The organism is Stenotrophomonas sp. YIM B13575, assembly GCF_042787595.1.
Lineage (GTDB): Bacteria > Pseudomonadota > Gammaproteobacteria > Xanthomonadales > Xanthomonadaceae > Stenotrophomonas > Stenotrophomonas lactitubi_B.
Genome location: NZ_JBHZOP010000022.1, coordinates 38,139 through 54,240 on the forward strand (window position 1 = coordinate 38,139; position 16,102 = coordinate 54,240).

At 67.7% G+C, this 16,102-nt stretch carries 16 protein-coding genes; 8 read left to right on the forward strand and 8 right to left on the reverse strand.

Annotation, left to right across the window (positions count from 1 at the left end; genetic code table 11):
* Positions 1-26: 26 nt before the first annotated feature.
* Both ACFX4F_RS05370 and aroQ read right to left on the reverse strand, forming a co-directional pair.
* Positions 27-449, reverse strand: a complete 423-nt coding sequence (locus ACFX4F_RS05370; protein ID WP_346579800.1) for a lysozyme inhibitor LprI family protein — start codon at positions 447-449, stop codon at positions 27-29.
* Positions 446-898, reverse strand: coding sequence for a type II 3-dehydroquinate dehydratase (gene aroQ / locus ACFX4F_RS05375; protein WP_380652972.1), 453 nt, complete (start codon positions 896-898; stop codon positions 446-448). The genes ACFX4F_RS05370 and aroQ overlap by 4 nt, the downstream gene beginning before the upstream one ends.
* 292 nt (positions 899-1,190) lie before the next feature.
* Between aroQ and ACFX4F_RS05380 the strand changes: the two genes are divergently transcribed.
* Both ACFX4F_RS05380 and ACFX4F_RS05385 read left to right on the forward strand, forming a co-directional pair.
* Entirely contained in the window at positions 1,191-2,531 is a 1,341-nt protein-coding gene (locus tag ACFX4F_RS05380; protein WP_380652975.1) for an acetamidase/formamidase family protein, read from the forward strand.
* Positions 2,532-2,577: 46 nt separating this feature from the next.
* On the forward strand, positions 2,578-3,405 hold the full coding sequence (locus ACFX4F_RS05385) for an oxaloacetate decarboxylase (protein ID WP_380652978.1): 828 nt from the start codon (positions 2,578-2,580) through the stop codon (positions 3,403-3,405).
* An 11-nt stretch (positions 3,406-3,416) separates the two neighbouring features.
* On the opposite strand, the gene ACFX4F_RS05390 is transcribed toward ACFX4F_RS05385, so the two are convergent.
* Entirely contained in the window at positions 3,417-3,818 is a 402-nt protein-coding gene (locus ACFX4F_RS05390) for a response regulator (protein ID WP_380652981.1), read from the reverse strand.
* A gap of 190 nt (positions 3,819-4,008) precedes the next feature.
* Between ACFX4F_RS05390 and ACFX4F_RS05395 the strand changes: the two genes are divergently transcribed.
* Both ACFX4F_RS05395 and ACFX4F_RS05400 read left to right on the forward strand, forming a co-directional pair.
* Positions 4,009-4,605, forward strand: coding sequence for an NAD(P)H-dependent oxidoreductase (locus ACFX4F_RS05395; protein WP_380652984.1), 597 nt, complete (start codon positions 4,009-4,011; stop codon positions 4,603-4,605).
* A 48-nt stretch (positions 4,606-4,653) separates the two neighbouring features.
* Positions 4,654-5,217 (forward strand): TetR/AcrR family transcriptional regulator, encoded by a 564-nt coding sequence (locus ACFX4F_RS05400; RefSeq protein ID WP_380653016.1) that lies wholly within the window; start codon positions 4,654-4,656, stop codon positions 5,215-5,217.
* A gap of 19 nt (positions 5,218-5,236) precedes the next feature.
* Here the strand turns inward: ACFX4F_RS05400 and ACFX4F_RS05405 are convergent, their stop codons facing one another.
* Positions 5,237-5,770, reverse strand: coding sequence for a hypothetical protein (locus tag ACFX4F_RS05405; RefSeq protein WP_380652987.1), 534 nt, complete (start codon positions 5,768-5,770; stop codon positions 5,237-5,239).
* 68 nt (positions 5,771-5,838) lie between these two features.
* Positions 5,839-6,636: a D-alanyl-D-alanine carboxypeptidase family protein gene (locus ACFX4F_RS05410; protein WP_380652990.1), complete on the reverse strand. Its 798-nt coding sequence runs from the start codon at positions 6,634-6,636 to the stop codon at positions 5,839-5,841.
* 83 nt (positions 6,637-6,719) lie between these two features.
* Between ACFX4F_RS05410 and ACFX4F_RS05415 the strand changes: the two genes are divergently transcribed.
* Both ACFX4F_RS05415 and ACFX4F_RS05420 read left to right on the forward strand, forming a co-directional pair.
* The gene (locus ACFX4F_RS05415) at positions 6,720-7,274 is read left to right on the forward strand and encodes a GIY-YIG nuclease family protein (RefSeq protein WP_380652993.1); all 555 of its coding nucleotides are present in this window, start codon (positions 6,720-6,722) and stop codon (positions 7,272-7,274) included.
* Positions 7,275-7,517: 243 nt separating this feature from the next.
* Positions 7,518-8,420: a LysR substrate-binding domain-containing protein gene (locus ACFX4F_RS05420; RefSeq protein ID WP_380652996.1), complete on the forward strand. Its 903-nt coding sequence runs from the start codon at positions 7,518-7,520 to the stop codon at positions 8,418-8,420.
* Positions 8,421-8,456: 36 nt separating this feature from the next.
* Here ACFX4F_RS05420 and ACFX4F_RS05425 read toward each other — a convergent pair whose 3' ends face one another.
* Positions 8,457-9,173, reverse strand: a complete 717-nt coding sequence (locus ACFX4F_RS05425; protein WP_380652999.1) for a transporter substrate-binding domain-containing protein — start codon at positions 9,171-9,173, stop codon at positions 8,457-8,459.
* A gap of 110 nt (positions 9,174-9,283) precedes the next feature.
* Between ACFX4F_RS05425 and ACFX4F_RS05430 the strand changes: the two genes are divergently transcribed.
* Positions 9,284-9,655, forward strand: coding sequence for a VOC family protein (locus ACFX4F_RS05430; protein ID WP_380653002.1), 372 nt, complete (start codon positions 9,284-9,286; stop codon positions 9,653-9,655).
* Positions 9,656-9,687: 32 nt separating this feature from the next.
* Here ACFX4F_RS05430 and ACFX4F_RS05435 read toward each other — a convergent pair whose 3' ends face one another.
* Complete coding sequence (locus tag ACFX4F_RS05435; protein ID WP_380653005.1) at positions 9,688-10,521, reverse strand: arylamine N-acetyltransferase; 834 nt, start codon at positions 10,519-10,521, stop codon at positions 9,688-9,690.
* 202 nt (positions 10,522-10,723) lie between these two features.
* Here ACFX4F_RS05435 and ACFX4F_RS05440 point away from each other — a divergent pair, with 202 nt between their 5' ends.
* Positions 10,724-13,261, forward strand: coding sequence for a methyl-accepting chemotaxis protein (locus ACFX4F_RS05440; protein WP_380653008.1), 2,538 nt, complete (start codon positions 10,724-10,726; stop codon positions 13,259-13,261).
* Between the two features lie 87 nt (positions 13,262-13,348).
* On the opposite strand, the gene ACFX4F_RS05445 is transcribed toward ACFX4F_RS05440, so the two are convergent.
* Positions 13,349-15,874, reverse strand: coding sequence for a PepSY domain-containing protein (locus ACFX4F_RS05445; protein ID WP_380653010.1), 2,526 nt, complete (start codon positions 15,872-15,874; stop codon positions 13,349-13,351).
* Positions 15,875-16,102: the final 228 nt, after the last annotated feature.

Sequence of the window (16,102 nt, forward strand, 5' to 3'; positions counted from 1 at the left end):
GTGGTGGGAAGCGCGTTGCGCTCGGGTCAAAGCAGTTCGTAGAAGTCGCGCAACTGCCGGGTGCGGTCGCGCGCGAGGGTGATCAGGCAGCGCATCTGCGCGCCGTTGCGCGCGGTGCCGTCGGAATTGAGGGCATACACCGCCTGGCAGTCGTGGTCGCGCAGCTGCATCCATGCGCGCTGGGCCAGCACCAGTTCCTGTTCGGCGTTGCCGCAGTAGCTGCAGCTGCCGCCGTTGGCCGGCGTGCGCAGTTGCCTGCGGGCCTGGGCGTAGACGGCGTTGAGTTCGACGTCGGCGGCCGCTGCCACGTCCGAGGCGCACAGGTCGCTCTCCATCGTGGTGGTCGGGTGCGCGCAGTCGATGCCTTCGGCCTCACGGTCGGACGCGGCGGCGATGCCGCACAGGCCGGCCCACAGCACAACGCTGGCGAGGACGCGCGACAGGCTCATGACGCGGCGGCAGCCTGCACGCGTGCCAACGCCGCGTCCATCGCATAGCGGTAGCTGTCGGCACCGAAGCCACACACCACGCCAACGGCCTTGTCGCTGAAATAGCTGTGCTGGCGGAAGGGCTCGCGGGTATGCGGGTTGGACAGGTGGATCTCGATGAACGGCACGGCCACTGCCGCCAGCGCATCGCGCAGGGCAACCGAGGTATGGGTGAAGGCGGCCGGGTTGATCAGGATGAAGGCGGTTCCGTCGTTGCGTGCGGCCTGAACACGATCCACCAGCACGTGCTCGGCGTTGGACTGCAGGCTCTCCAGCGCATGACCCGCAGCAGCAGCCTGGGCGGCCAGTGCCTGGTCGATGTCGGCCAGCGTGGTGTGGCCGTAGACCTCCGGCTCGCGGGTGCCGAGCAGGTTGAGGTTGGGGCCATGCAGGACCAGCAGCTTCGCCATGGGATCCGATTGACGGGAAAGGGCGGCAGTCTGGCGGAAGCTGAGGATGCTGTCCAGTTCGGCGAAATTAGTGGTGTTTAAAGTGGTCGTTTGAAAAATGCCATCGTCCGCGTGGTTGCATGGCGGCCGCGTGCTGGAAGGCTGACTATAGATAGTGGAAATTGCGCGTGCCGACCATCCCCCTTGCCGGCGCGATGCCGCCGGGCCGCATTACGTTCGACACTGCGGAGGTTGCCAAGGTGTTCCTACACTGCGTCAACCCGCCATGTCGGCGCTCCTGGATGCCTGCGCCGTGCCTATTCCCCCCCGCTTGCCCGCACTGCTGCTGGCACTGCTGCCCTTGAATGCGCTGGCTGCCGAACAATGGATCGTTGCCACCGACCTGTGGGGCAACAGGAACTACCAGACCCTGCATCTGGACGTGCAGAACGGGCGTATCGTCGGCCGGCTGGACGCCGACCCGGTCACCGGCACCCTCGGCGCCGGGCAGATGGTGTTCACCGCCACCGACAGCCAGGGCCAGCGCTATCAGTTCGATGGGCGCATTGACGGTACACGGATGCAGGGACAGAGCGATCAGCCGGACACCAACAACCGCGACGCGCGTGCCGTCCACGCCTTCAGTGCCTGGAAGGTACCGGCGCGGGGCTCGACCGCTCCGCAGCGCCATGTGTTCACGCCGACCGACTATTCCAATACGTTCAGCGCCGACCGCGCGCCGGTGCTGGTGATCTGGCCGGGGGACTCGGTGCAGACCCGCACGCTGGATTCCGGCGGCGTCGACGAGAAGGGCATTACCCGTGCGCTGTTCGGCAACCCGCAGGTCGGGCCGTTCTTCGTGGTCGGTGCCGAACCGGGCGATACGTTGGCGATCACGCTCACTTCGCTGAAGCTCAACCGCGACCATGCCGACAGCCTGGATGGCCTGGTGGGACGCTTGAAGACGCCGCGGGTGGCCGCTGAATCCAGCGAGCTGGGCAAGCCCGTGCGCTGGCAGCTGGACCGCAGCAGGGGCGTCGCCCGTCCGCAGGGAGCCAGTGGTGGCCTGCGGCATTTCGAAGTGCCGGTGAAGCCGATGCTCGGTGGCCTGGCGCTGGCGCCCGGCTTCGGTTACCCGCCGTTTTCCACCGGCGATACCGCCGACTTCGGCGGCAACATGGATTTCAACGCCGTGGTTGAAGGCAATACGGTCTACCTGCCCGTGCAGCAGCCTGGCGCCCTGATGTACCTGGGCGATGGCCACGCGCTGCAGGGCGATGGCGAAACCACGCAGTGGGCGCTGGAGACGTCGCTGGATGTGGAGGTGAAGGTCGAGCTGCTGAAGCAGCATGCGATCACGACGCCGCGGGTGGAATCGGCAACGCAGATCATGACCCTGGGCCAGGGCGGCTCCAGCGATGATGCGCTGCGCATCGCCACCTCGGGCATGCTGCAGTGGCTGCGCCAGGCCTATGGATTGACGTTGTCCGAGGCGACCCAGGTGCTGGGCGTGGCGGTGCAGTACCAGGTGGCCAACCTGGCCGGGCGCAGTGTTGGCGTGGCGGCGAAGGTGGACAAGGCGGTGCTGCAGGGGCTGCCGTTGCAGACGACGGCAGAACCGGGTGGCAGCGCCGTGAAGCACACTGCCAAGTGACCGCTGTGTCGGTAGCCGCCGGCAAAAGCGCATCAACCAGGAGTCCGTGATGAGTGCCGACGCAATCCAGAACCGCCGGGCTGCCTTCAGGGCACTTCATGCATCCGGGTGCTTCCTGCTGCCCAATCCCTGGGACGTCGGCAGCGCCGTAGCGCTGGCGCGGTTGGGTGCGCAGGCACTGGCCACCACCAGCTCCGGCCATGCCTGGGCCCACGGGCAGCCTGACGGGGCGATGGGGCGCAGCGAGATCCTGGCCCATCTGCGCACGATGGTGGCGGCAACCGATCTGCCGGTGAACGCCGACTTCGAAGATGGTTTCGGCAGCAGCCCGGAGGCGGTGCACGAGAGTGTGTCGATGGCGATCGCCACCGGCGTGGCCGGCCTGTCGATCGAGGATTCCACCGGCGATGCGGAGCATCCACTGCGCAGCATCGAAGACAGCGTGGCCCGGCTCAGGGCCGCGCGCCGTGCCATCGACGAAAGCGGGCATGACGTGATGCTGGTGGGGCGCGCGGAGAACTTCTTCGTCGGGCGGCCTGACCTGGACGATACGTTGGCCCGCATCCGCGCCTATGCGCAGGCGGGTGCCGATTGCCTGTATGCGCCTGGCATCCGTAGCGCAGCGCAGATCCGCGCCGTGGTGGATGCCGCCGGTGGCAAGCCGGTCAACCTGCTGATCGGTTCGCCCGGCCAGATGACGCTGCAGCAGGCGGCCGGCCTCGGCGTGCGCCGGGTCAGCGTCGGCGGGGCGCTGGCCCGCAGTGCGTGGGCGGGCTTCCTCAGGGCATCGGAGCAGATGCTCGGCAGCGGATCATTCGACGCGCTGCCGGGTACCCCGTCAGGTGCCGAGCTCAACGGGTTGTTCAAGCCGTAGGTACGGGCCGGTCAGTGCGACGGTGCAGGTGAGGGGGGCGTCCTGCCGAGCGCTTCACGTACCGCACGCTGCAGGCCCTGCACATGGAACGGCTTGGCCAGGAACGGCGCACGCCGATGCCTGACCGGCACCAGCTGGTCGTATACCGCCGAAGCGAAAAGATACGGGATGCCGAGCTCGAGCAGCCGATCGGCAACCGGAAACACCACCCCGTCACGAAGTTCCACGTCCAGCACGGCGCCATCGAAGTGGCCACTGTCGAGCATGCCCAATGCCTCGAAGACACTGTTGGCGTGGGCGATCTCATTGCCTTCGTCGGTCAGGGCCTGTTCCATCAGATCGGCCAGATCGAGCTGGTCTTCCACAAGGAGCAGGCGCGGAAGCGTCGTGGGTCGTTCATTGTTGCTTTGCATGGTGTGATGTCGTGCGAATGCTGCGGTGGTGTGGCAAGCATCCCCTGACAGGCATCAAGACGATGGCAGCCCGGCGTGGCTGTGATGTGCACAAGCGTGGCCGCGATGCGCGACAGCATTCCACCGATGGTGCTGGTGCTGGCGGCAATCATAGTTACCATTGGTAACTAATGAACTGCCAGAGCCCGTCATGCATACCCATATCGTCGTAGCCCACCCTGAACCCTCCTCGCTCACCCATGCCGTGGCCGCGCGGATCGGCGAGGCGATCGACAACGCCGATGCCGGCAACACGGTCACCACGGTGGATCTGATGGCGGAAGGCTTCGATCCACGCTTCAATGCGCAGGACCACGCGTTCTTCCGCAGGACCACCACGCTGCCCGCCGATGTGGCCGCCGAGCACGCGCGGCTGGATGCGGCCGACACGCTCGTGCTGGTCTACCCGCTCTACTGGTGGTCGTTCCCGGCGCTGCTGAAGGGCTGGATCGATCGCGTGTTCACCCAGGGCTGGGCCTATGACGAAGGCGCCGATGGCAAGGTGGAAAAGAAGCTGCAGCGGCTGCAGGTGCATCTGGTGGGGCTGGGCGGCGCCGGCCAGCAGATGATCGACCGGCGTGGCTATGGCGAGGCGATGAAGACCCAGATCGACCAGGGCATCTTCGATTACTGCGGAGCGCCGGTGCTGTCATCCACGCTGCTGCTGGATGCCGACAGCGGCATGGCCGAAACACATCTGCAGACGGCGGTGGACATCGGACGTAAGATCGGAACCCCCGCGCCCTGACGATCTCCCTTGCCTTCCAGACCTGCCGCGCCCGAGCCCCGTCGCCGCCTGACCCGCGAACAGCGTGCCCGCCAGCTGCTGGACGTGGCGTGGACGCTGGTCGGCGAAGAGGGCACCGATGCGCTGACCCTGGGCCGCTTGGCCGAGGCGGCCGGCGTCGCCAAGCCGCTGGCCTACGACCATTTCGAAACCCGCAACGGTTTGCTGGCTGCGCTGTATGCCGACTATGACCAGAGGCAGACCGTGGTCTTCGATGAGCGCATCGGCAGCGCGAAGGCGCGGCTGAAGGATCGCGCGCACGCCATCGCCTCCGGCTATATCGATTGCGTGCTGTCGCAGGGCAGCGAGATCCAGGACATTCTCGCCGCGCTGGCGGGATCACCGGAACTGCGTGCGGTGCGCCGTTGCTATCAGCAGGATTTCATCGACAAGTGCGCGCAGTGGCTGGGCCCGTTCGCAGCGGGAGAGGTCGTGCCAGCCGCCGGCCTCTGGGCCATCCTCGGTGCCGCCGAAACCCTGTCTGAAGCGGTTGAGGCCGGTGCGGTGGAACATGCGGCCGCCGAGGCCGAGCTGGAACGCGTGATCGTCGCCATCGTCAAGCGCAGCGCCTGAATCGTGTGGGCGACGCCGCCTAGAGTCGCTCGACGCTGACCGGTGGCAGGGGCACGTCGGGCTGCAGGTCCGGCAACAGCTGTCGCAGCAGCTCCGGCATCGCCTGCATCGCGGCACCATCGATGTAGCGCCACTGCGTACCGCCCACCGGCCGGATGGCGATCATGAAGGCGAGGCTTCTCACGGTCTGCGCGTCGACGGTGAATACCGTGGTCCGCGGCACGAAGCAGACTTCTTCGTCGCCGGCAGCATAGGTGCGGGTCGGTTCGCCCACATCATCGCTGATGACCTTCAGGCCCAAGTCGTCGAGCGCCTTCATCGTTTCGCGCGTGGCCTTCACATACGCCGCATCGCCGCCGGCAAACCGCTTCACGCTGGGATGCGTGCGCGCGATCATGGCATCGGTATCGCCGCGGGCGAACGTGGACAGCAGCGATCGCACATCCTGCTGCAACGCGTCGGTCTCGGCAGGGCTGAGTTCGCCGGCATGGGTGAGTGCGGCGGCGAACGTGCAGAACAGCGCAAGCATCCAGCACAGGAAACGTCGATCCATCGATGGGATACTCCTTCGGGCGCTGGACTATAGAGCGCATTGCCCGTGGTGTCTGCCCGCTCTGCCCGTCACACGCGTTGGGGGTCGGCCATCGCGACGGTGGCAAAGCCCGCATCAAGCTGCGCACGCACCTGCTCATCGCGCGACGCACGGGAATCAGCACCCAGTACCACGTTGATCAGGCGCAGCGGCAGCGCGTGCCCAGCGCACCTGCGACGGGCGGTGGCCGCCAGGCAGAAACCCGCAGCCTGGGTGTAACCGGTCTTCAAGCCATCCACGCCGTTTTCGCCGAGCAGGGCGTTCTGGTTCGCCTTCTGCAGGGTGCGGTGCGTGAAGCTGCGCTGTGCGGTGATCGCCAGCAGGTCGGGGTAGCGGGCGAGCAGGTGCGCGGCCAGCATCGCCATGTCGCGTGCGGTCGAGAGATGGCCCGGGGTGGTGATGCCGGACGCAGAGATGAAGTGCGTATCGTGCAGGCCCAGCGCCCGCGCGTGGTGGTTCATGTGCTGCGCGAACGCTGCCTGCGATCCGGCCAGGTGACGGGCCAGGGCGAGCGCTGCGTCGTTGCCGGAGACCACCATCAGGCCCTCCAGCAGTTTGTCGAGGGCGATGCGTTCGCCGGGCACCAGGCCCATCCGCGTTTCATCGTCGGCTACTTCGTGCACATCGCGCGGATCGATGGTGATGGTGTCCGACCACGAACCGCCCGACTGCGCGAGCAGGTCGTACGCGGTGTAGGCAGTCATCAGCTTGGTCAGCGAGGCCGGCGGTCGTCGCAGCTCCGCGTGCTGCTGCTGGAGGATGTCGAGGGAGGCGGCATCGATCGTGATCGATGACACCGGCAGACGAGGGGCGTGTGATGAAGGCATGGCGTGCAAGCGTAGCCGGAAGCCTGCCTGTCGTGGGCATTGGCTGCACATCCTGCGAATGCCCGTCAGGTGATCCTGTGGCCATGGACTCCGATATCCGCATCGATGGCCGCGTGTTCGCCTACGTCTTTCCCTGTGCCTGGGAGGACTACGCGAAGATTGGTTTCTCGCGCGATCCGCTGGGCCGGATCAGTGCGCTGCATCGGCGCTGGTTCGAGTTCTTCGATCTGGAAGCGGGGGCGCTGGTCGAAGCGGAATCCGAGCGCGATGCGCGTGACCTGGAACTGCAGTTGCGCCGGCCGTTCAAGCTGCATCGTGCGCCGGCGCCGATGACGGTGCAGGACAAGGCCGGTGGGCGCACCGAATGGGTGCGCGGGGCCAACGCCGCGCTGGCCGAGGCGGTACGCGCGCTGGCACAGCAGGGCTATCACACGTATCCGCTGCGGCCGTGGCTGCGGGCGGCAATGGTCCAGCGTCTGGACCGGCTGCATGACTGGGCCGCAGCGCAGGTGCCGGAAGAGGAAAGCCTGCGCACGCCGGTCGGCGTGGCCGCACTGCGCGACGCCATCGATGCGTATCGCGCGCTCGCTATCGATCCCGAGCCGTGGTTGCCGGAGCACCTGCAGCGCGGGTGGTGACACTTCCCGAGGTGGCCGGGACGTTGGCCGGTCGCGGTGCCCGGCGCGCATCGGGCGCTGCGGGAACTGGTTCGGCGAGGCGCTGGGCGAGGGTGACGTTGGTCACGTGACCCTGCAGGAACAACAGGCCGCTGAAGATGTTCATGATCGTGCCTCCACTTGAGTGGAATGCACGATACGGGCAGCATGGGGGTGCAAAAAGCGACATTTCCGCAAGGTCGACTTGAGAGGAATTCAAGGCTTATGTCCCGCCCCCCGCTGCATGCCCTGCAGGGCTTCGTCGCTGCCGCACGCCTGGGCAACCTGTCCCGCGCCGCCGCGTCGATGAACCTGACGGTCAGTGCGCTCAGCCATCAGATGCGCCAGCTCGAAGAGCGCCTGGGCCAGCCGCTGCTGATACGGCAGGCACGCGGTGTGGCCTTGACCCTGGAAGGGCAGCGCCTGCTGGATCAGGTCGGCCCCCACCTGGATGCGATCAACGACGCCTTCCAACCCTACGCCGCGCGACCGGAACATGTGCTCACCCTCAGTGCCGTGCCGTCGATGGCCAGCGCATGGCTGGTGCCACGGCTGGGCAACTTCGTGGCCGCGCATCCACAGATCGAAATCAATCTGCAGTCGAGCGAGCGGCTGATCGACTTCGACCGACAACTGCAGTTCGATGCAGCGCTGCGGCTGGGCAGCGGACAATGGCCGGGACTGGTGGTGGAACCGTTGTTCGACGAATGGCTGCTGCCCATGGCCAGCCCGGCACTGATCGAGCGCATGGGCGGCATCGGCCACGTCCCGTTGGCGCAGTGGCCGCTGCTGGGAGACCCCGACGGCGCGTGGGGCGCATGGTTCGCGCTGATCGGCGAACGCCCGCCTGCGCGGTTCGTGGCGGTGCTGGATGATTCCGAAGCCCACCATCGCGCGGCACTGGACGGCGTTGGTGTTGCACTGGGGCGGGTCACGCGGGCGCGGCTGCTGCTGGATTCCGGCCAGTTGGTTGCGTTGTCGGACCTGCGCCTGAAAACCGCATGGCCGCATTGGCTGGTGTACCCGCAGCGCTCGGTGCGGCACCGTGGTTTCCTGGCTTTCCGCGAATGGTTGCACGCGCAGGCCGCCGAGCACGTGCGGCACATGCCGGCCGCAGACGTGGGGTAGCGCCCGTCGCGCAGGCGCGATGCTGTGGCGTGTGCGTCAGCGCAGCAGCGTGACCGCCTGCCCGGCACGTGCGAAGGCCTCGCCCAGCAGCGGCCCGGCCTTGATCGTTTCCACTTCGGCGAACAGTGCCTGCAACGCCGCCGCGGATCGTGCAACGGGCGCTGCGACCGCCTGCTGGATGACGGTGAAGCGATCTGCCAGCACGCGATGGCCGGGGTGTGCCTGTGCCCAGGCCTGCAGGGGCTGGCGTACGCCGGCCGCTGCATCCAGCCGCTGCTGGTCGAACAGGGTGATGGCGGCGGCCGAGGTGTCGGCACGTTCAATCGTTGCCTGGCGCAGCTCGCGGCTGAGGAACAGATCGTAGGCGGCGCCGCGTCCCACCGCGATGCGCAGCCCGCTGTGATCGAGGTCTGCCACTTGTCGTGCTGGACTGTCATCGCGCACCAGATAGGTGCCTTCGATCTCCACATACGGTGCACTGAAGGCAATGCGGTCGGCGCGCGCCGGGTCCACCGCCAGGAAGGCCAGGTCCCACGCATCGTCGCTCGCTGCTGCCACCACCGATGCGGCCGCGTCGTGGCAACTGAAGCGGGCCTGCACACCCAGCCGCTGCGCCAGCGCGGTGGCCAGTTCCACCGATGGCCCGCGTGGTGCATCGGCGCCGCCCTGGGCCAGCACCGGGTTGCCGAGGTTGATGGCAACGCGCAGGTAGCCCAGTGGGGCCAACGCATGACGGTGATCGGCCAGGGACATGGTGGACTCCGTTACGGCGGGCGGTCCAGCATGCCAGCTGTGGCCATAGCCTGTGGTGTGCAGAGCTGCGATCCTGTGTTTCATCCGCCGGCACGCCCAGCCTGATCACCATGAATCCCATCCTGCACGTTGAAGTTCCCGTTGCCGACCTGGACCGTGCCATGGCGTTCTACCGGCAATGGTTGCAGTTGGACCTCGATACGCCGATCACCGTGCATGACTGTCGTATGGCGTACCTGCCCTTCAACGATAGGGACGCGGGTGCCAGCATGGCGCTGGTGCACGGCGCGGACTACCTGCCGTCGCAGCAGGGCCCGCGCATCTACCTGCGCGTGGACGATCTGGATGACAGCCTGCAGCGTGCCCTTCAGGCTGGCGCGGTGCTGTGCTTCGGCCCGGACGTGGCCGGTGACTGGCGGGTGGCCGAGATCCGCGACAGCGAGGGCAACCGGATCGCCCTGCAGGCGCCCGTCACCTCATAGCCCAGAGGTCAGCAGCCGAACATCGCGTGGCGCTACACGGACGCGGCCCGCGACCGCTGCAGCCAGTCGGCGATGGCCGGATCCAATCGCGGATCGTCAGGAAGGCGCATGCCGAAGCCCTGCTGCAGCACCTCGCGCACGTCCTGTACATCACGCAGCGGGCGCTTGGCCGGCACCTGGCCCGGGCGATATTCGGTGTAGTTGCCGCTGCCGATGGTGCGCCGCCAATCCGGTCCGGTCAGTGATGCACGCAGTTGGCCGGGGAAGCTCGACTGCGGATGCGTACACACGTACCAGTTGCCCACTTCGTTATCGATCGGCGCCGGTGGCTGCAGGTCGAAGCGGTACAGCGGCCGCCAGTCGTCACCGGCCTCAGAGGCGAGCATGTAGTCGCCATCCTCCAGCCGCTGCACGCGGTAGCGCTCATGCGGTGTGTCCTGGACTGCGGTCTCATGCAGGCGCAGTGGCACGGTCGGGGTCAGGCTGCCGAAGCCCGTATCGACCAGCCAGTCCTCGTCCAGCAGATGCACCCGCAGCAGCAGGTGCGTACGCGCGGTCAGCTCGCCCTCTGCAGCCGACAGCAGCACCCGCGCGCTCAGCGGCCGCGCATCGAAACCCAGGGCCTGCAGCAGGGCCAGGAACGCGCCATTGAGCTCGAAGCAGTACCCACCGCGCTGCGCGTGCAGCAGCTTGTGCTGGACGCTGTCCAGGTCGATGGCGACCGCGTCGCGCAGCAGGCTGGTCAGGGTCTCGAACGGCAGCAGGGCGTTGTGGCGCTGCTGCAGCAGGGTCAGCCCGGCCAGGGTAAGCGGTGGTGGGGCATCCAGCTGCAGTCGCTGCAGGTAACGGGAGACGTCGACGGACATGGCAGGCACCACGGGCAGGGGCCTCCACTGTGCTACCGCAACCGGGGTTGAGGTCAAGCGCGGCGCGCCGGTGTCATCCCCCGGTCGCCTGCGGCCGGTACAACAGCGACGACTGGCCACTGCCCGCGGCAGGATTCAATCCACCGCTAAAGTTCTGTTGAAACCGGCCGATACAGGTGCGTCCTTCCGCCTGGAGCCTGTCATGTCGGCCGTCGTTCCCCACCTTCGGTCCCTGCGTAGCCGCGTTGTCGGGTTGCGTTCCCGTTTCCCTGGCCTGCTGCGCTGGCTGCAGCCACATCGACTCGGCGTTGCCGACAAGCTCAAGGCGACGTTGCTGGTCTGCAGCCTGGGCCTGGTGGCCATTGCCGCCGTCCATGCCTGGACCAGCCATGCGAGTACGCAGGCGGCACGTGACCAGGCCAGCTACCAGCACGGCAGTGACCGCGTTGCTTCGCTGGCGGCGCGGGTGGCCGAGGCCAGGCGCCTGCAGACCCAGTATGCGCGCAGTTTCGATGCTGCGGACCGCAGCCAGTTGCTGGCCACGCAGCAGATGTTGAAGCAGGACATGCAGGCGTTGCGCGGCATGCCGATGGATGCGGGCCGGCGCAAGACGCTGCAGGCGATGGCCGAGGCGGTCGATGCCTTCTCACAGGGCATCGCCGCATTGTTCGAGCGGGTGGATGAGATGGGGCGCGGCGATGCCGGCCTGGCCGCGAAGCTGCAGCAGGCTGCCGACGCGCTGCAGGCGCAGGTGGATGCGCTGGAGCGGCCAGCGCTGTCGCTGCATGTGCAGCGGATGCGGCGCCAGGAAGCGTTGCTGCTGCTCGATGGCGATTCCACCCACGCCGATCGTGCCAGCGAAGAAAAGCTGCCCTTCGACCTGGCATTGGCCGGCCTGCCCGCCGCGGTGCAGGAACGCATACGCAATGGCATGGAGGCCTACCAGGCCGCGCTGCTGGGCTATACCGCTGCGCGCGTGGGCCTGGACGTGGAGGCGCAGTCGCTGCTCGAGACCGCGGCGGCCGTCGGCCCGGCACTGGCCGCGTTCCAGCAGGCCCAGGTTGCGGCACTGGAACAGGCACAACTGCGCCAGCGATCGGGCGCAAGGATGGCCAGCGTGCTGTTCGTGGCTACCCTGCTGCTGGTGGCCGGTGTGCTGATCACCAGCCTGGTGCTGGTGGTACGTGCGGTGCGTCGGCCGATCCAGGACACCCTGCGCTTTGCAGGCGATATCGCGGATGATCGGCTCGACACCACGCTGCGCGTGCACAACGCCAACGATGAGATCGGTCAGCTCGCGCAGCGCCTCGTCGACATGCAGCAGCGCCTGCGTGCGCGGACCGAGACCGAACGCGCGGTGGCACGCGGCAACACGCGCGTGCGGCAGGCGCTGGACAGTGCCCAGACCGGCTTGATGGTGGTTGATGCGGAAGGGCAGGTGGCCTACGCCAACCCGGCGCTGCTGCAGCTGCTGGCGCTTCCCGCAGAGACATTGCTCGGCAGCGACGCGGTCCGCCTGCATCCGGCGCTGGCGGGACTGATCGGCGTCCGTCAGCGCGAAGAGCGTGAGATCGGCCACGCCGGCACCCGCTACCAGTTGATCGCCAATGCCATTGTCGAGGACGAGCACTTCCTTGGTGTCGCGGTGGAATGGCGCAGCCGCGCGCTGGAAACGCTGCTGGAAACCGAAGTGGCGGCGCTGGTTGATGCGGCGGCGCATGGCGAGCTGCAGGGTCGCATCGCGCTGGAGGGCAAGCAGGGGTTCGTGCGCACGCTGTCGACCAGCATCAACCGCCTGCTGTCCACCTTCGAGACCAACCTGGGCGACCTGCAGTCGCTGCTGGCCGCGCTGGCACGCGGCGACCTGAGCGTGCGCATGGAGGGCGACCTGCAGGGCGTGTTCGCGCGCATGCGGGATGATGCCAACGCCACTGTCGGGCAGCTGGGCCACATCGTCACCCGTATCCAGCAGGCCACTGTGCGCCTGGATGTGGGCGTGGGCGAGATCGTTGCCGGCCATCACGATCTTTCCCAGCGCACGGAGCAGCAGGCAGCCAACCTGGAAGAAACCGCAGCATCCATGCATGAGCTGACCGACACCGTCGGTCGCAATGCCGACGCCGCGGGGCGTGCTGACGGACTGGTACGCGACGCCGCCAGGGTTGCCGAGCGTGGCGGCACTGCGGTCGGCCAGGTGGTGGCGACCATGCAGGGCATCAGCGCGTCGTCGCGTCGCATCGGTGACATCATCCAGCTGATCGATGGCATCGCCTTCCAGACCAATATCCTGGCCCTCAACGCGGCAGTGGAGGCCGCGCGTGCAGGCGAGCAGGGCCGCAGCTTCGCGGTGGTGGCGGCCGAAGTGCGCCTGCTGGCGCAGCGCAGTGCGGATGCGGCCAAGCAGATCAAGGGGCTGATCGAGGATTCGGTGGCGCGGGTCGGTCAAGGCAGTACGCAGGCCGAGCAGGCGGGCACGACGATGGACGAGATCGTCAGCAGCGTGCAGCAGTTGGCCGGGCTGCTGGCCGGTATCCGCAGTGCCTCGCACGAACAGCATGCGGGCATCGCCCAGGTGAACCAGACCATCGTGCAGATGGAGGCCAGCACGCAGCGCAATGCGAGCCTGGTGGAAGAAGCCGGCGCATCGACCGCGCAGATGCAGGCCCAGGTGCAGGCGCTGGCCGAAGCGGTGGGCGTGTTCCGCCTGCTGCCCGAGCGACGCCCGCGCGCGGCGGCGTGATGGCCTGATCGCCTTCGCCGGGGCACGGCCCGGCGCTACCGTTGAAAGCCATGACGGGTAGCGCCGGGCCATGCCCGGCGAACGGAATCAATACACGTCGCGCCGGTAACGTCCGTTCTCAAGCAGCGTCTCCACCGCGTCATCGCCCAGTGCCTCGCGCAGCACCTGGTCCACGCCTTCGGCCATGCCGTGCAGCGATCCACAGACATGGATCACCGCACCGCGTGCCAGCCACGCGTGCAGCTCATCCACTGCGGCGCGCAGTCGATGCTGCACGTAGCTGCCATCGTCGATATCACGCGAGTACGCCTGATCCAACCGCCGCAGGTGCGCGTCAGCCTGCCATCGGATGATGTCCTCGGCGAACAGGAAGTCGTGCGCGCGCTGGCGCTCGCCGAACAGCAGCCAATGACCGTGCTCACCGTGATGCGCCGATTCGCGCAGCAGGCTGCGCAGGCCGGCGATGCCTGTGCCATTGCCGATCAGCACCATTGGTGCACCTGGCTGCCGATGGAAGCCCGGGTTGCGATGCACGCGGGCCGCAACCGCACCGTCCAACGGCGCATGCAGCGCCAGCCAGCCCGAGCCCAGGCCGGCGCGGCCGGCTGCGTCGTGGACCAGCCGCACCACCAGCTCCACTTCGCCATCGGCGGCGCATGAGGCGATGGAGTACTCACGCCCGGGCAGTGACGGCAGGCCTGACAGCCACAGCCCTGCATCCTGCACCTGCAATGCACTGCCGGGTTCGGGCAGCACCCGTTCGCTGGCCAGTTCCCGCAGCGTTCTGGTACCACCGTCGATCAGCACCGGTTGCAGGGGATCCAGGCCATGCGCCCGCAGCACCGCGTGCACATGCAGCGCGTCGTGGCGTGGTGCGATGTGCAGGATGTCGCCGGCCTGCCAATCGACGTCGGCCGGAGGTGCCAGGCGGATCTTCCAGATCTGGCCACCGACGCTGCCGGCGTTGAGCAGGGTGCGACCGAGCAGGCGCCAGTCGTGCATCACCGTGGCGGTTGGCAGTACGCTGTCATCGGTGTCGATGCCGGTCAGCGCGGCCAGTTGCAGCTGCCACTGGCGCAGTGCCGTCACCGAAGCCGCATCGACATCGATTCGCGCGAACAACGGCTGCGCACCCGAGCGGGTCAGCCAGTCATCCATCTGCATGCCGAACCCGCAGAACCGTTCGTACTGGTGGTCACCCAGCGCGAGCATGCCGTAACGCAGCCCGGCAAGGTCCGGCAGCTGTGCCAGCAACTGGCGTGCGCTACGCCGTGCGTTGTCCGGGGGTTCGCCATCACCGAAGGTGCTGAGCACGAACAGCGCCTGTGTGGTGGCCTGCAGCTGCGTGGCAGTCACGCGCGCAAGCGGCAGTACCTGCACCCCGTGGCCGCCCGCCTGCAGCTGTGCCGCCGCACGCCAGGCCAACTGTTCGGCCAGGCCGCTCTGGCTGGCATGCACCACCAGCCACGGCGTGCCGCCGGCGTGGCGTGCTGCTGCCGGAACGGTCTGCCGGAGCGCGCGCGCGGCGCGCTGGCCGCGGCGGCGGTCCAGGTACAACAGCCAGCCGGTGATGAAGAACAGGCACATGCCCAGGCTGCTGAGCATCACCACGATACGTCCGGGCATGCCGAAGAAGCTGCCCGAATGCAGGGCGAACATGCTGGTGGTGAGCTGGCCGCCGGCCCCCTGGCGCGCGTAGGGGCGCGCGTCGAGAACGGCGCCGGTGGCCGGGTCGAGCTGCAGCAGGTCATGTGCGCGGTCATGGTGGCCGCCGCGCTGCGCGGGATCCGCCGACATCACCCGCACGTTGAGTGCTTGGCCGGGCTTCTCCGGCAGCCGCAGGTCGATGAAGCCCTGGCGCACGCCGGGCAGCGCATACAGCGTGGCCTCGACGTTGTGCAGATCGAGGGACAGATCGGTGGCGAGTGTGTGCTTGGCGGGGGGCGCGACACCCAGCAGCTGGGTCAGCCCGTTGCGGTACCAGTCGAACGACCACCACAACCCGGTCAGCGCGCTCATCAGGTAGATCAGCAGCACCCAGGTGCCGATCACCGAATGCAGGCTCCACAGGAAGCCGCGGCCCGTGCGCGCCCACTCCACCGCCAACCAGCTGCGCCAGTGCCACCAGCGACGTGGCCAGCGCAGGTACAACCCGGACAGGGTGAAGAACAGCAGCGCGATCGCGCAGCTGCCGGTGATCCACGAGCCGCGCTCGCCGGCAACCAGATGACGGTGCAGGTCCTCGACGAAATCGAAGAAGGCCTGCCCGCGCAACGCGCTGAAGCGCTCGCCGCTGTAGGGGTCGAAATACACCCAGTGGTCCTTGCCACCGGCAAAGCGCGCAACAGACGGCCGCTGGCCGCTGGCATCCACCCGCAGCCGCTGCAGCGGCCGCTCGCTGCCCGCCTGCAGCAACGGCACCAGTTCACTCAACGCGAGCGGTTGCTGGTTGTCGGCATGGTGTTCGGCGATGGCGGCGAAGCCGGGATTGGCTGCGCGCAGCAGCTCATCCTCGAACGACAGGACGGCACCACTCAGGCCCATCACGGCCAGGATGGCGCCAGCGCTGATGCCCAGCAGCCAGTGCAGTTGGAACAGGACGTTCTTGAACATCGGGATCGAGGGCCGTCGAGGCTGCCGCCCGCATCCTGCGCAACAGCAAATGAGAATTAATCTCGTAATTCTCCGGGGCCCGGGCCGCTGCGGTCAAGAAGGGGTTGCCGGCAGGGCTGCGCCCTGCACCTGCAGAGGCAGGGGCCACTGCAACAGCAACAGCAACAGCCGAAGCTGGTTTCCTGAGGGTAGGCGGGGTGGGGGGGGGGGGGGGGGGGGGGGGGCGGG

Coding starts and splice junctions, on each gene's coding strand:
- ACFX4F_RS05370 (WP_346579800.1), bottom strand. CDS start 449: ATGAGCCTGTCGCGCGTCCTCGCCAGCGTTGTGCTGTGGGCCGGCCTG.
- aroQ (WP_380652972.1), bottom strand. CDS start 898: ATGGCGAAGCTGCTGGTCCTGCATGGCCCCAACCTCAACCTGCTCGGC.
- ACFX4F_RS05390 (WP_380652981.1), bottom strand. CDS start 3,818: ATGCAAAGCAACAATGAACGACCCACGACGCTTCCGCGCCTGCTCCTT.
- ACFX4F_RS05395 (WP_380652984.1), top strand. CDS start 4,009: ATGCATACCCATATCGTCGTAGCCCACCCTGAACCCTCCTCGCTCACC.
- ACFX4F_RS05405 (WP_380652987.1), bottom strand. CDS start 5,770: ATGGATCGACGTTTCCTGTGCTGGATGCTTGCGCTGTTCTGCACGTTC.
- ACFX4F_RS05410 (WP_380652990.1), bottom strand. CDS start 6,636: ATGCCTTCATCACACGCCCCTCGTCTGCCGGTGTCATCGATCACGATC.
- ACFX4F_RS05415 (WP_380652993.1), top strand. CDS start 6,720: ATGGACTCCGATATCCGCATCGATGGCCGCGTGTTCGCCTACGTCTTT.
- ACFX4F_RS05420 (WP_380652996.1), top strand. CDS start 7,518: ATGTCCCGCCCCCCGCTGCATGCCCTGCAGGGCTTCGTCGCTGCCGCA.
- ACFX4F_RS05425 (WP_380652999.1), bottom strand. CDS start 9,173: ATGTCCCTGGCCGATCACCGTCATGCGTTGGCCCCACTGGGCTACCTG.
- ACFX4F_RS05430 (WP_380653002.1), top strand. CDS start 9,284: ATGAATCCCATCCTGCACGTTGAAGTTCCCGTTGCCGACCTGGACCGT.
- ACFX4F_RS05435 (WP_380653005.1), bottom strand. CDS start 10,521: ATGTCCGTCGACGTCTCCCGTTACCTGCAGCGACTGCAGCTGGATGCC.
- ACFX4F_RS05440 (WP_380653008.1), top strand. CDS start 10,724: ATGTCGGCCGTCGTTCCCCACCTTCGGTCCCTGCGTAGCCGCGTTGTC.
- ACFX4F_RS05445 (WP_380653010.1), bottom strand. CDS start 15,874: ATGTTCAAGAACGTCCTGTTCCAACTGCACTGGCTGCTGGGCATCAGC.